15 protein-coding genes are annotated in these 12,454 nt (G+C 62.9%); 8 read left to right on the plus strand and 7 right to left on the minus strand.

Going from position 1 to position 12,454, the window contains the following annotated elements; all coding sequences use genetic code 11:
* The first annotated feature begins 1 nt into the window (after nucleotide 1).
* Genes grpE through rsgA form a run of 4 tightly spaced genes read left to right on the plus strand, consistent with a single transcriptional unit; the run spans nucleotide 2 to nucleotide 3,055 of the window.
* Nucleotides 2–739: a nucleotide exchange factor GrpE gene (grpE, locus tag RS9916_RS10810; RefSeq protein WP_038024536.1), complete on the plus strand. Its 738-nt coding sequence runs from the start codon at nucleotides 2–4 to the stop codon at nucleotides 737–739.
* A gap of 45 nt (nucleotides 740–784) precedes the next feature.
* Complete coding sequence (gene dnaJ, locus RS9916_RS10815; RefSeq protein ID WP_007099451.1) at nucleotides 785–1,918, plus strand: molecular chaperone DnaJ; 1,134 nt, start codon at nucleotides 785–787, stop codon at nucleotides 1,916–1,918.
* Nucleotides 1,915–2,163, plus strand: a complete 249-nt coding sequence (locus RS9916_RS10820; protein ID WP_007099452.1) for a sulfurtransferase TusA family protein — start codon at nucleotides 1,915–1,917, stop codon at nucleotides 2,161–2,163. The genes dnaJ and RS9916_RS10820 overlap by 4 nt, the downstream gene beginning before the upstream one ends.
* Nucleotides 2,164–2,179: 16 nt before the next feature.
* The gene (gene rsgA / locus RS9916_RS10825) at nucleotides 2,180–3,055 is read left to right on the plus strand and encodes a ribosome small subunit-dependent GTPase A (RefSeq protein WP_038024538.1); all 876 of its coding nucleotides are present in this window, start codon (nucleotides 2,180–2,182) and stop codon (nucleotides 3,053–3,055) included.
* On the opposite strand, the gene RS9916_RS10830 is transcribed toward rsgA, so the two are convergent.
* The 3 genes from RS9916_RS10830 to murC are packed head-to-tail and all read right to left on the minus strand — an operon-like array spanning nucleotide 3,030 to nucleotide 5,776.
* Nucleotides 3,030–3,371 (minus strand): YbaB/EbfC family nucleoid-associated protein, encoded by a 342-nt coding sequence (locus tag RS9916_RS10830; RefSeq protein WP_007099454.1) that lies wholly within the window; start codon nucleotides 3,369–3,371, stop codon nucleotides 3,030–3,032. The genes rsgA and RS9916_RS10830 overlap by 26 nt on opposite strands.
* Nucleotides 3,372–3,395: 24 nt before the next feature.
* Entirely contained in the window at nucleotides 3,396–4,325 is a 930-nt protein-coding gene (gene murB / locus RS9916_RS10835) for a UDP-N-acetylmuramate dehydrogenase (protein ID WP_007099455.1), read from the minus strand.
* Nucleotides 4,325–5,776, minus strand: a complete 1,452-nt coding sequence (murC, locus tag RS9916_RS10840; protein WP_007099456.1) for a UDP-N-acetylmuramate--L-alanine ligase — start codon at nucleotides 5,774–5,776, stop codon at nucleotides 4,325–4,327. The genes murB and murC overlap by 1 nt, the downstream gene beginning before the upstream one ends.
* 216 nt (nucleotides 5,777–5,992) lie before the next feature.
* Between murC and gap the strand changes: the two genes are divergently transcribed.
* Nucleotides 5,993–7,018 (plus strand): type I glyceraldehyde-3-phosphate dehydrogenase, encoded by a 1,026-nt coding sequence (gene gap / locus RS9916_RS10845; RefSeq protein WP_007099457.1) that lies wholly within the window; start codon nucleotides 5,993–5,995, stop codon nucleotides 7,016–7,018.
* Between the two features lie 116 nt (nucleotides 7,019–7,134).
* On the opposite strand, the gene thiL is transcribed toward gap, so the two are convergent.
* Both thiL and RS9916_RS10855 read right to left on the minus strand, forming a co-directional pair.
* On the minus strand, nucleotides 7,135–8,163 hold the full coding sequence (thiL, locus tag RS9916_RS10850) for a thiamine-phosphate kinase (RefSeq protein ID WP_007099458.1): 1,029 nt from the start codon (nucleotides 8,161–8,163) through the stop codon (nucleotides 7,135–7,137).
* Nucleotides 8,132–9,205, minus strand: a complete 1,074-nt coding sequence (locus RS9916_RS10855) for a peptidylprolyl isomerase (RefSeq protein WP_007099459.1) — start codon at nucleotides 9,203–9,205, stop codon at nucleotides 8,132–8,134. The genes thiL and RS9916_RS10855 overlap by 32 nt, the downstream gene beginning before the upstream one ends.
* A 64-nt stretch (nucleotides 9,206–9,269) precedes the next feature.
* Here RS9916_RS10855 and efp point away from each other — a divergent pair, with 64 nt between their 5' ends.
* Complete coding sequence (efp, locus tag RS9916_RS10860; protein ID WP_007099460.1) at nucleotides 9,270–9,830, plus strand: elongation factor P; 561 nt, start codon at nucleotides 9,270–9,272, stop codon at nucleotides 9,828–9,830.
* Complete coding sequence (gene accB, locus RS9916_RS10865; protein WP_007099461.1) at nucleotides 9,830–10,318, plus strand: acetyl-CoA carboxylase biotin carboxyl carrier protein; 489 nt, start codon at nucleotides 9,830–9,832, stop codon at nucleotides 10,316–10,318. Before efp ends, accB begins: the two co-directional genes overlap by 1 nt.
* Before the next feature lie 9 nt (nucleotides 10,319–10,327).
* On the opposite strand, the gene pdxA is transcribed toward accB, so the two are convergent.
* Nucleotides 10,328–11,353, minus strand: a complete 1,026-nt coding sequence (gene pdxA, locus RS9916_RS10870) for a 4-hydroxythreonine-4-phosphate dehydrogenase PdxA (RefSeq protein WP_007099462.1) — start codon at nucleotides 11,351–11,353, stop codon at nucleotides 10,328–10,330.
* On the opposite strand from pdxA, the gene RS9916_RS10875 reads away from it, so the two are divergent.
* The gene (locus RS9916_RS10875; RefSeq protein WP_007099463.1) at nucleotides 11,346–11,546 is read left to right on the plus strand and encodes a hypothetical protein; all 201 of its coding nucleotides are present in this window, start codon (nucleotides 11,346–11,348) and stop codon (nucleotides 11,544–11,546) included. The genes pdxA and RS9916_RS10875 overlap by 8 nt on opposite strands.
* On the opposite strand, the gene RS9916_RS10880 is transcribed toward RS9916_RS10875, so the two are convergent.
* Nucleotides 11,509–12,444 (minus strand): SDR family oxidoreductase, encoded by a 936-nt coding sequence (locus RS9916_RS10880; protein WP_007099464.1) that lies wholly within the window; start codon nucleotides 12,442–12,444, stop codon nucleotides 11,509–11,511. The two genes, RS9916_RS10875 and RS9916_RS10880, sit on opposite strands and share 38 nt — an antisense overlap.
* Between the last annotated feature and the right edge of the window lie 10 nt (nucleotides 12,445–12,454).

Consider the following 12,454-nt stretch of genomic DNA (forward strand, 5'->3'; position numbering starts at 1 on the left):
CATGAGCGGCGATCCCTCTTCCCCTGCCAACGATCTCGCCGCTGACGCTGCAGCATCGGGTCAGGTTGCTGATGCGGCAGCGGAGTCTGTTGACGCTCCCGTTGCTGATGCTGCTGCAGGTGTCGCCGAGCAGCCGGCCACGGACGCTCGCGACAACGACGCCCGCCTGGAGCAATTGGAGCGTGAGCACAGCAGCCTGCGGGAGGAGCACGAGACCCTGCGCAGTCAGTACATGCGCATCGCTGCTGATTTCGACAATTTCCGCAAGCGCCAGAGCCGCGATCAGGATGACCTGAAGCTGCAGCTCACCTGCAACACCCTGAGCGAGATTCTCCCGGTGGTGGACAACTTTGAGCGGGCCCGCCAGCAGCTCAACCCCGAGGGTGAAGAGGCTCAGGCTCTGCACCGCAGCTACCAGGGTCTCTACAAGCAATTGGTGGAGGTGCTGAAGCAGCTTGGTGTGGCTCCCATGCGGGTGGTGGGTCAGGAGTTCGACCCAACCCTGCACGAAGCGGTGCTGCGTGAACCCAGCGAGGAGCATCACGAGGATGTGGTGATCGAGGAGTTGCAGCGGGGCTATCACCTCAATGGCCGGGTGCTGCGCCACGCCATGGTCAAGGTGTCGATGGGCCCTGGTCCCCAGGGAGAGGCCGCGGCTGCTCCGGCCGCAGATGCGGTCACGGATTCCGGCTCCGATCAGGCCTCGATGGAGGGAGAACCCAACCACCAGGAGGCCTGAGCCCCCTGGGCTGGCCCTTAGGGTGATGAACGGGATGACGAGCTGATGGCCGATTTTTACGACCTGCTCGGCGTCAGTCGTGACGCCGACGCCGACACGTTGAAGCGTGCCTATCGGCGCCTCGCTCGCCAGTACCACCCGGATATCAACAAGGAGCCTGGCGCCGAGGACCGTTTCAAGGAGATCGGTCGGGCTTACGAAGTTCTGAGCGACCCCCAGTCCAAGGCCCGCTACGACCAGTTTGGTGAGGCGGGTCTCGGCGGTGCCGCCGGCATGCCCGATATGGGCGACATGGGCGGCTTTGCCGACCTGTTTGAGACCTTCTTCAGTGGATTTGGTGGTGCTGGTGGCGGTGCTGCAGGACGCCAGCGCCGGAATGGTCCGCAGCAGGGTGATGACCTGCGCTACGACCTCACCATCGATTTCGACCAGGCCGTGTTCGGCCAGGAACGCGAAATCCGCATTCCGCATCTCGAGACCTGCACCACCTGCAACGGCAGCGGTGCCAAATCGGGCAGCGGCCCCACCACCTGTTCCACCTGCGGAGGGGTTGGTCAGGTGCGACGGGCGACCCGCACCCCCTTCGGCAACTTCACCCAGGTGGCCGAATGTCCGACCTGCAATGGCACTGGTCAGGTGATTGCTGATCCCTGCAATGCCTGTGGAGGGCAGGGCGTGACTCAGGTGCGTAAAAAGCTGCGCATCAATATTCCTGCTGGAGTCGATTCCGGCACGCGCTTGCGTGTGGCCGGCGAAGGCAATGCTGGCTTGAGGGGCGGCCCTGCAGGCGACCTGTATGTGTTCCTGACGGTCAAACCCCATCCCCATCTGCGCCGGGATGGACTCACGGTGCTGTCTGACGTCAAGGTCAGCTATCTCCAGGCGATTCTGGGCGACACCATTGAGGTGGAAACGGTGGATGGCCCCACCAGTCTGGAGATTCCCCCCGGCACCCAGCCGAATGCGGTGCTCACCCTGGAGAACAAGGGCATTCCCAAGCTTGGTAATCCGGTGGCCCGTGGCAACCAGCGGGTGACCGTTGCGGTGCAGTTGCCGACGCGTCTCAACGATGACGAGCGCACCCTGCTGGAGCAGCTCGCTGGCCATCACTCGGCGCGTGGGGTGCAGCATCACCACCACAAGAGTGGTTTGTTTGCACGCCTCTTTGGTCAGGGTTGACCGTGGCGGAGACCGGCCCCGATCAGCGGCTTGATCTCCGCGGCACGCCTTGTCCGGTGAATTTCATTCGTTGCAAGCTCACCTTGGAGACGATGGCCTCGGGTGAGGTGTTGTCGGTGACCCTTGACCGGGGTGAACCGGAAGCCATGGTGGTGCCTGGTTTGGAGCAAGACGGCCACCGGGTTGAGGTCGAGGACGGCGACGATCACTGGGTGGCGCTGCGGGTGATCTGCGGCGGTGGCTGAGGAACGCAGCCGGGGCATGGTGGTGGCTCTCCAGGCCAACTACCTGGCGGTGGAGCTGGATCCGCCCGATCAAGACACCCGGTTGCTCTGCACCCGGCGCACCCGTCTCAGTCATCGCGGTGCTGCGGTGCATGTGGGTGACCGGGTCTGGGTGGAGGCGATTGACCCTCAGCAGGGGCGGGCTGTTGTTGCGGATGTGGAACCGCGGAGCAGCTGGCTGACCCGTCCTCCTGTGGCCAATGTCACGGCTGTGGTGGTGGCTTTTGCCATGGACCAACCCACGTTTGATCCTGACCAGGCCAGTCGCTTTCTGCTCACCGCCGAACAAACGGGCTTGGAGGTGCAGGTGCTGCTGACCAAGAGTGATCTGTTGTCCTCGGATCAGCGTCAGGCCCTGGTGCAGCGCCTGGAGGCATGGGGTTACGCGCCGATTGCGATTTCTTCCACCACTGGGGAAGGTCTCGACATGCTGCGCGAGCGTTTGCAGACGCAGGCCCTTTCGGTGCTCTGTGGTCCCTCCGGTGTCGGCAAGAGCTCCCTGCTCAATGGTCTGATTCCCGATCTCTCCCTGCGGGTTGGCGCCGTGTCAGGCCGATTGCAGAAAGGGCGCCACACCACGCGCCATGTGGAATTGCACCCCCTGGGCCAGGGAGCCCGGGTGGCCGATACACCTGGGTTTAACCGTCCGGACCTGCCCAAGCAGGTGCACAACTTGGAAGTGTTGTTTCCAGAGTTGCGCCGACAGCTCGAGCCCCATCCCTGCCGCTTTCGTGATTGCCTGCATCGGGAGGAGCCCGGCTGCGGTGTCAGCCGTGATTGGGAGCGCTACGGCATTTACCGGCGTGCCGTTGAGGAACTGCTGGATCTCAGCCGCCCATCCCGGGGAGGTTGAGGTCGAGCCCACCGGTGAGCTCCTGCATCCGCTCTTTCATGGTGGCGGTGGACTTCTCGTAGGCCGCTTGCAGTGCGGCGAGGGTGGCGGCTTCACAGGCGCTCTGACCCTCGGCCAACAGGGCTGGGTCCAGCTTCACCCGCAGGGGCTGTTGATTGCCCGACAGCCAGATGCTGGCGCGGCCATCGCTGCTGCTGCCCTCGATCTCCATGGCATCGAGTTCTTCCTGCAGCTTCTGGGCGTCCTGCTGGATCTGCTGAGCCTTGCGGAAGGCTTCGGTGAGCTGACCAAAATTGGGGAGTCCGAAACCTGCCATGACGCCTTGATGGGAATGGGCAGGTTAGGCCGTCAGGGCAAGGGGTTCAGACGGGAATCCCAGCCGTTTCACTTCCGGGTGCAGACCAATGCCGTGGCTGCGTTGCACCTCCTGTTGCACCAGTTCGATCAACGCCAGGATGTCGTTGGCGGTGGCATTGCCGGTATTGACGATGAAGTTGGCGTGCACCGTCGACACTTCCGCTCCGCCGATGCGTCGGCCCTTCAGCCCCAGAGCTTCAATTAATTGTCCGGCTTTGTGGGGTTCAGGATTGCGAAACACACTGCCGCAGCTGGGCCATTGATAGGGCTGGGTGGTGGTGCGGTGGTTGAGGTTGCTGCTCGTGATGCGGCTTAGTTCCTTGGGGTCATGCCCCGGTTCCAGTTGAAAGCGGGCTGACACCACCATCAGGGCGCTGTCTTGCAAAACGCTGTGGCGATAGGCGAACGCAAGAGCGTCGTTGTTGAGGGTGCGCATCGTTCCTGCATCGTCTTTGGCTTTGGTGTCGATCACCTTCACCGACATCAAACAGTCCGCCGTGCACCCCCCCTGTGCACCGGCATTCATCACGGCTGCCCCACCGACGGTGCCTGGAATGCCCACGGCCCACTCCAGCCCGTGGAGCCCGGCTCGGGCGGCTTGGCGCGCCAGGGTCGGGATTGGCTCACCGGCCAGGGCCTCCACCACGCCGGTGGTCGCATCCACCGACATCCCCTGCAATTTACGGAGACAGAGGGTGAGACCTGGCAAACCGGCGTCGCTGATCAACAGGTTGGAGCCGGCACCCATCACCCGCCAGGGCATCTGACGTTGCTGCGCCCAGGCCATCAAGCTGCTGAGCTGCTCGAGGTCTGTTGGCTCAGCAAGCCATTCGGCGGGGCCCCCTACCTTCCAGGTGGTGTAGCCCGCCAGAGGAACCTGGGGCCGCAGCAGTGCGGGGTCTTCGCAAGCCATCAGGCCGCCACGGAAGAGGCGCGTGAGGCGTCTCTGGCGGATGGGTCAGGACACAGGCGACTCCAGAGGCTGTTCACATCACCCGCGCCCATGGCCAGCACCAGATCCTGGGGACGGCTGTGCTCCTGAACCAGGGCCGTGAGCTGATCCATGCTGTTGGCCACGAGCACGGATCGATCCGGAATCAGCCGCTGAAGAGCGTCCCCCAGGGTGTGGCTGTTGACCCCGTCGATCGGTGCCTCTCCGGCTGCATAGATCGGTGCCAGGATCACGCTGTCGGCGCTGCTGAGGGCTCGGGCGAAGTCGTCGAGAAATTCCTGGGTTCGGCTGTAGCGGTGGGGTTGAAACACCACCAACAGTCGCTCGGGGGGCTGGGGCAGTGGACTGCGACCGCTGCTCAGCATCAGTTGGGCCATGTCAAGGGTGGCCCGCACTTCGCTGGGGTGGTGGGCGTAGTCGTCAACGATGAGACGTCCCTCCCAATCGCCGCGGAAATCAAAGCGGCGGCCCGGGGGACTTAGCTGGCTGAGACCGTCTTGTAGATGCGCAAAGGGGATGCCCTCCATTCGGCAGGCCGCCAGTGCAGCCGTGGCGTTGCTGAGGTTGTGCAGACCGGGCATCGGCAGGCTGATGCGACCGATCAGCCTGCCCCGCTCGTAGAAGTCGGCCTCGGTGTGATCTCCCTCCAGGGTGACTGGCAGAGCTGCGAAGTCGACGCCCTCTGCACTGCTTACAGACCACCAGGCTTGGGCCTGGAAATGTTCCCTCAGGATTGGATCGTCGTGGTTGGCCAGCAGGTGTGTGCAGCCATTGCCAAAGCGTTTGAGGGTGCCGATCAGATCATTGAGATCGGCGTAATGGTCGGTGTGGTCAAGCTCCAAGTTGGTGATCACACCAAGATGGGCGGCAAATTTCACCAATGAGCCATCCGACTCGTCTGCTTCGGCCACCAGCAGGCGGCCTTCACCGGCGTGGCCGTTGCTGCCATAACAGGGCACCACTCCACCGATCACGGCTGTGGGGTCTTCCCCGGCTGCCGCGAGCAGTGTGGTGATCACGGTGCTGGTCGTGGTTTTGCCGTGGCTGCCGGCGACGGCGATCGCCGGCTGCTCGTCGATCAGGGCTGCCAGCACGTCGGATCGGTGCAGCACGGTGAGCCCCTGTTCACGGGCTGCCTTCAATTCGGGGTTGTGCTCAGGAATGGCTGAGCTCACCACCACCTGAGGAGCCGCTGCTTCGCCGGTGGTCAGTTTGGTGATGGTGGAAGCGCACTGTTCGGGGAACACCTCCACGCCCAGGTCGCTCAGTTGCTTGACGATGGGTGATGACTTTGGTTCCGACCCAGAGACCCGCTGCCCGCGTTTTGCCAGGATCAGCGCCAGGGCAGACATGCCGATGCCGCCGATGCCGATGAAGTGAACGGGTTGCTGGCGGCTGAGCAGACTGGCCAAGGGGTTGAACCGTGAGCCCGAAAGATAGGTCAGTCATCGACCAAAAACTTGTCATCGACACGCTTGTCAGCAGTCTTCTGATGTGCGGTCGGCGATTGGGAACGGGCCGTTGCGCATCACGCCCTTGGCCTGCGTTGTCAGCCTCGTACAAAAAGAATTAAGCAATTTCTGTATGATCGGCGGCCAAACCCTGTTCGCGGTTCATCCGCCTTCGTTATGACCCTGCGCGTTGCGATCAATGGATTCGGCCGGATCGGTCGCAATGTGATGCGGGGTTGGATCAGCCGTGGCGCTGACACCGGCATCGAGATCGTGGGCGTGAATGCCACGTCTGATCCGAAGACCAGCGCTCACCTGCTCACCTACGACTCCATTCTGGGCAAGCTTGACCCCAGCGTGAAGATCGAGACCACTGACGACTCAATGATCGTCAATGGCAAGCAGGTCAAGTTCTTCTCGGACCGCAACCCTCTCAACTGCCCCTGGAAAGACTGGGGTGTTGACCTGGTCCTCGAGTCCACCGGTGTGTTCAACACCGATGAGAAGGCCAGCATGCACATTCAGGCTGGCGCTAAGAAGGTGATCCTCACCGCTCCTGGTAAGGGACCCAAGGTGGGCACCTTTGTGGTGGGCGTGAATGAAGACCAGTACCGCCACGAAGACTGGGACATCCTCAGCAACGCCAGCTGCACCACCAACTGCCTCGCTCCGTTGGTCAAGGTGATCGATCAGTCGATCGGCATCAACCGTGGTCTGATGACCACCATTCACAGCTACACCGGCGACCAGCGCATCCTGGACAACAACCACCGCGACCTGCGCCGCGCCCGCGCTGCAGCCGTGAACATGGTTCCCACCTCCACCGGTGCTGCCCAGGCCGTGGCTCTTGTTTACCCCGCAGTGAAGGGCAAGTTCACCGGTATCGCCATGCGCGTTCCTACTCCGAACGTGTCCGCTGTCGACCTGGTGTTTGAATCGTCCCGCGCTTCTTCCGTCGACGAGATCAAGTCGATCATCAAGGGCGCTGCTGATGGCGCCATGAGCAAGATCATCAAGTACGGCGATCTGCCCCTGGTGTCCAGCGACTACGCCGGTACCAACCAGTCGACCATCTTCGATGCCGACCTGACCCTCTCCATGGGCGACAACTTCTTCAAGATCGTTGCCTGGTACGACAACGAGTGGGGCTACAGCCAGCGCGTTGTGGATCTGGCCGAAGTGGTGGCTCGTAACTGGAAGTGAGTCCAGTTGGCTCAACCTGCCGTTGAGCCGATCGAAATGCACGGATCCCCTTCTCCCCCTCGGGAGAGGGGGACTTTTTTTGCGATGGGTCCGGGGGTGGTGCGCTCTGTTGCGCCTCAGTGGCCGAAGTGGGCAAAGCCGTTGTTCCCCTGCACGGGGGTTTGGGTGTCGGACCACACCACAGCCGAAGGCCCTTCAACGGCTTCGCCGATCCAGAGGCTGTCGGGTTGCTGCTGCAACCAAGCTTGAGCCCAGGATGGAGGCAGGCTGAGCACCAGTTCGAAGTCTTCACCCCCGTTGAGGCACCACTCCTGGAACGGTGCTGCGTTGGGCCAAGCACGGTGCTGAGGCAAAGCAGTGGGGTCCAGCCGGATCTGGCAATGGCTGGTTGCGCTGATCACTTTTAAAGCCTGTAGTAGTCCATCACTGCTATCCGTGCCGCCCGCCCGCCAGGGAAGAGCGGAGGGTTTGCAGGCGATTAGTCGCTTGAGTGCATCCAATTTGGGGGTCGGGCGCTGGTGCTGCAGGGTCGCTGTTGCGCATAGAACCCTGTCCAGGGCGAGGCCGCTGAGGCAAGGCTCGTTTTGCAGCAGAGCAAGGCCGAGGCGGCTGAGGCCGTGGGGGCCGCTGGTCACCAGCCAATCTCCCGGTCGTGCCGCCGAGCGCAGCAGTCGGAGGGGCCCGAGGGCGCCAATGGCGGTCACGGCCAGCATGCGCTGCTGGCCGCTGGAGCAGTCACCACCAAGGAGCACGCCCCCGTAACGATCCAGTGCCGCTTGGAGGCCTCTATAGACCCCTTCCACCCAGGCCCACGCCGTCTCGCCTGGTGCCACTAGCCCCACCGTGAGACCAACAACTGAGTCAGCACCACTGGCGGCCAGGTCGGACAGGTTGACTGCTGCGGCCCGCCACCCCACATCCTCTGCGGAGGTGGTGGCGTCACTGAAGTGAACCCCTTCCACGAGCAGGTCGGTATTGATCACCTGGCGCTGGCTTGATGCCGGCAGGTCGGCGGTGTCGTCGTCCAACTGGCCGGCTGGCGCGAATTGCGCCAGCCGCCGGATCAGTTCACTTTCCCCCAATGACCGAAGGGTTTCAGCCATCGGTTCGCTCTCAGGCGTGGGCTTGGAGGCGATCGGCGCCATCAATCACCTTGATGCTCACCACTTTGTCGTCCACGCCCAGTTCCTCCAGCACATCAAAGCCATCCACGACATAGCCGAAGGCAGCATTGCGACCATCTACCAGGTTGAGGCCGGCCGGTGTCAGTTCAGCCTCGTAGAGAAACATGAAGAACTGAGAGGAGCCATCTCCGGGGTCCTGGTCGGAATGGGCCCAGCCCAGCGTGCCGAGGGTGGCGAAGGGAAGCACGGGTGTGGCTTGGAACAGACCGACGTCTTCAAAGGTCTGGTTGTAGAGGGTGTCGTCCTCGTCGGGGACCCTGATTTCCAGAGGGACTCTGCGCTGTTGCTTGGTGCTGGGGTCGATGTAACCGATCTCCGGGCCTTCAGGATCGCCGGTCTGGAGGATGTAGAAGTCCTCGGCGCGGATGAAGGGCAGGCCGTCGTAGAAGCCTTTGAGGCTGAGGTCGATGAAGCTGCCTGCGGTCAGTGGGGCGTTGTAGCCGTCCACCACGGCGGTGAGTTCACCCTGGGTGGTGGAGATGGCGACGGTGGCGCGTCCGTTGAGTCGAGGGAGTGCGTCGAATTCCGAGGGAATCGGAGGAATGGTGGCCTCGGTCACCAGAGCTTCCAGATCGCCAACCCGGGCGAGGGTCTCGCGTCTGACCTGGATGAATTGCGCTTTGTTTTTCGCGTCCACTTCCGCTTGCATGGCTGTGATGCCCTCGTCCACGGCCTCCAGCAGTCCTTCAGCCGTGGTGGTGTCGCTGGCGGGGATCGACGCCAGGATGCTGTTCTGGCGGGTGGTGAGCAGGCCTTGAGTCTTGCTGATTGCGCGGCTCAGGGCACTCCAGCGTTTGGCGCGCAAATCGTCGCTGGTGCCTTCCAGGCGGTGCTGGAGGTCGCGCAGATCCTCCTGCTCGAAGGGGAGGGCATCGCGGAGGATCGCAGCAGGGTCCTTGACCGCATTGCCCTGGGGCAGTCCGGCATAGGCCGGAGTGGCCACCAACAGGCCAAATGAAGTGATCAGGGCGACCAGCAGGGCAGCAAGACGCTGATGGGCCATGGATAAGCCAGGTGCTGCCTGGACTTTGGCACAGCCGTATGATCCCCTGAACCGTCCAGCCGGAATGATCTCCAGCAACGACTTTCGCACCGGCACCAGCATCGAACTCGACGGTGCCGTTTGGCGTGTTGTCGAGTTCCTGCACGTGAAGCCCGGGAAGGGTTCTGCTTTCGTTCGCACCAAGCTCAAGGCGGTGCAGAGCGGCAACGTGGTGGAGAAGACCTTCCGCGCTGGTGAGATGGTTCCTCAGGCCATTCTCGAGAAGACCACCCTCCAGCACACCTATATGGAAGGTGAGGACTACGTCTTCATGGACATGTCCACCTATGAGGAAACCCGGCTGACTGCGAAGCAGATCGGTGACAGCCGCAAGTACCTCAAAGAGGGAATGGAGGTCAGCGTCGTCTCCTGGAACGAAAAGCCCCTGGAAGTGGAACTGCCTAACTCTGTGGTGCTCGAGATCACCCAGACCGACCCTGGCGTCAAGGGTGATACCGCCACCGGTGGCACCAAGCCCGCCATTCTCGAAACCGGTGCTCAGGTGATGGTTCCTCTCTTTCTCTCTATTGGAGAGAAAATCAAGGTGGATACCCGCAATGATTCCTACCTGGGTCGGGAGAACTGATGACCATGCAGCTTGATCACGATCAGCTCCACCGCCTTTTGGAGGTCCTCTCCGACAGCGACATCCAGGAATTCCGTCTCGAAGGAGACGACTTCCGTTTGGAAGTCCGTCGCAACCTTCCCGCCGTTGCCGTCGCGGCTGCGCCCGTGGCTGCGGTGGCAGCCGCTCCTGCTGCTCCAATGCAGGTCTCCCATGAGGTTTCCGCACCCAGTACGCCCCCTCCTGCTGTGCCGGCCTCACGCTCCGATCTGGTGGATGTGACGGCTCCCATGGTGGGCACCTTCTACCGGGCTCCCGCCCCCGGCGAAGCGCCTTTCGTTGAAGTGGGAACGCGGATTGGCGTGGGTCAGACCGTCTGCATTCTTGAGGCGATGAAGCTCATGAACGAGCTTGAGTCGGAAGCCGCCGGCGAAGTGGTGGAAATCCTGGTCGACAACGGCACACCCGTGGAATTCGGCCAAGTGCTGATGCGCGTTAAGCCTGGCTGATCCAGGCACTTAGCCACTGAGATCCCATGCAGCCCGGAGTGCGGCCACCATGCTGGCGCTCCGGGCTTTGCCTTGCCCGGCAATGTCAAAACCGGTTCCGTGGTCTGGAGATGTGCGTAGAAATGGCAAGCCCAGACTCGTGTTGACCGCTTGATCGAAGGCCAGCAGTTTCACGGGAATCAAGCCCTGGTCGTGATACAGAGCCAGATACCCGTCGGGACTGTGCGCATCGGCACCCTCAGCCCAGGCCTGTCCAGCACTCATCCAACAGGTGTCCGGAGGAAGGGGACCCTGCACCCTGACGTCAGGGTTGGCCCTTGCCCACTGATCCAGCGTGGGAATCAGCCAATCGAGCTCGTCGGTGCCCAGCTGACCGTTTTCGCCTGCATGGGGATTCAGTCCGGCCACAACCAGTCGGGGGTGCTGGCGAAACCTCCGGCAGAACGTGGCCAGGGTGTCGAGTTTGCTCACCAGTAGCTCAGGGTTCAGGACGGAGGGCACGGTGTGCAGTGGGATGTGGGTGGTGGCCAGCAGGGTGTTGAGCCGCCAGCCGCTGAGGGGTGAGACCGCGGTGAACAGCATCGAGGCTTGGGTGATGCCCCCCAGTTCGGCCAGGCGCTCTGTCTGGCCGGGGTAGTGGTGACCTGCAGCGTGCCAGTTGTGTTTGGCGATGGGTGCGGTGACCAGGGCGCGGGCTCGGCCTGCCAGGGCGTGCTCGGTGGCTCGGGTCAACCAGGCGAAACTGGCGGCACCATCGTCGGGCGTCGGCCTGCCGGGGATCGCTGGCTTGGTCAGCGGCATGTCGTCGATCTCCAGGCCCGCCGGATCGGCGAGGGGACCATCCCAGTGCTGGCGCAATTGCGTGTAGGTGGCTTCCAGGGTCCGGCGGCAGCCCACCAGCATGGGCTGCATGGCCCCTGGGCAGTCGGGTGAGCCCAGCGCTTTCAGAGTGACTTCCATGCCGATGCCGGCAGGGTCCCCAAGGGCGATCACTAAGCGCTGATTAGCGTCAGTGGGTTCGTTGACCATGACCATGCTGCGCTGGCTGCTTCTGGGACTGCTGATCTTCGGGCTGGGGACAGGGTTCAAGAATGGCTGGCTGCAGGTGGACTGGCGTCGATTGCTGGAGGATGCAGGCCTGGATCTTGGGGATCCCGAACAGCCGATGCAGCTGCATGACAATCCTCTGCTCAGGCCGCCCGCGCCGCCGGCCCCCCCTGAGGGTTGAGATTCTCCTGTTCCCAGCAGTCGCGGATGCCGTTGCGGAAGTCTGGATGGAGGAGTTGATACCCCAGCTCCTCACACAGCAGTCGGTTGCTGACGCGCCGATGTTCTGCCCAGAACGAGCGGGCCATGGCGCTCATGCTGTCCACAGCGTCTGCATAGGGCCGGCTTTGCGGTAGGGAGAGGCCAAGCAGCTCCGCTGCGTGCTGCTGCACCTGGGCTGGTTCAGCCGGCAGGTCATCGCAGACATTCACCAGCGTGGGCCTCAGGCCTGAGGCCGCGCGATCGATCAGGTGCAGGCATGCGCCGGCGATGTCTTCCACATGCACCCGGGAGAAGACGTGGCCGGGGTTGTCGATCGGGCGGATTTCACCGCGCCTGATGGCCTGAAAGGGTGAGCGGCCCGGCCCATAGATGCCAGGCAGGCGAAGTATCTGCACGGGTAAACCTGTGCTCAGCCAGGCCTGCTCGCAGCCCAGTCGCCTCTTGCTGCGTTCCTGGGTGGGTGCGGCTGGATCCATTTCGCTGACCCACTGCCCCTGGCGGTCGCCATAGACGCCGGTGGTGGACAGGTACCCCACCCATTGCAGCGGCATGTCCAGCAGTTGGGTGCCGAGGCAGCGCAGCACGGGATCCTGGCCATCGCGTTCCGGGGCAATGGTGCTCACCAGGTGAGTGACGCCACGGAGCTGTTCGGGGGAGGGGAGCCGGCCCAGTTGGCTGTCGAAGCACAACGCCGTCTCCGGATCGCTGTCGTCAGTAAGGCGGTTGGTGGTGATCACCCGGGTTCCCAGAGCTCTGGCCAGGGAGGCGATCCGGCTGCCGCTGAATCCTGCACCCAGAACCAAAAGGGTGGCATCGGCCGGCAATGGACGGCAGCGCTTGACAAGCTGGTTCAGCATCAGTACAAGT

Origin of the sequence: Synechococcus sp. RS9916 (assembly GCF_000153825.1) — a bacterium.
In the GTDB taxonomy this organism is placed as follows: domain Bacteria; phylum Cyanobacteriota; class Cyanobacteriia; order PCC-6307; family Cyanobiaceae; genus Synechococcus_C.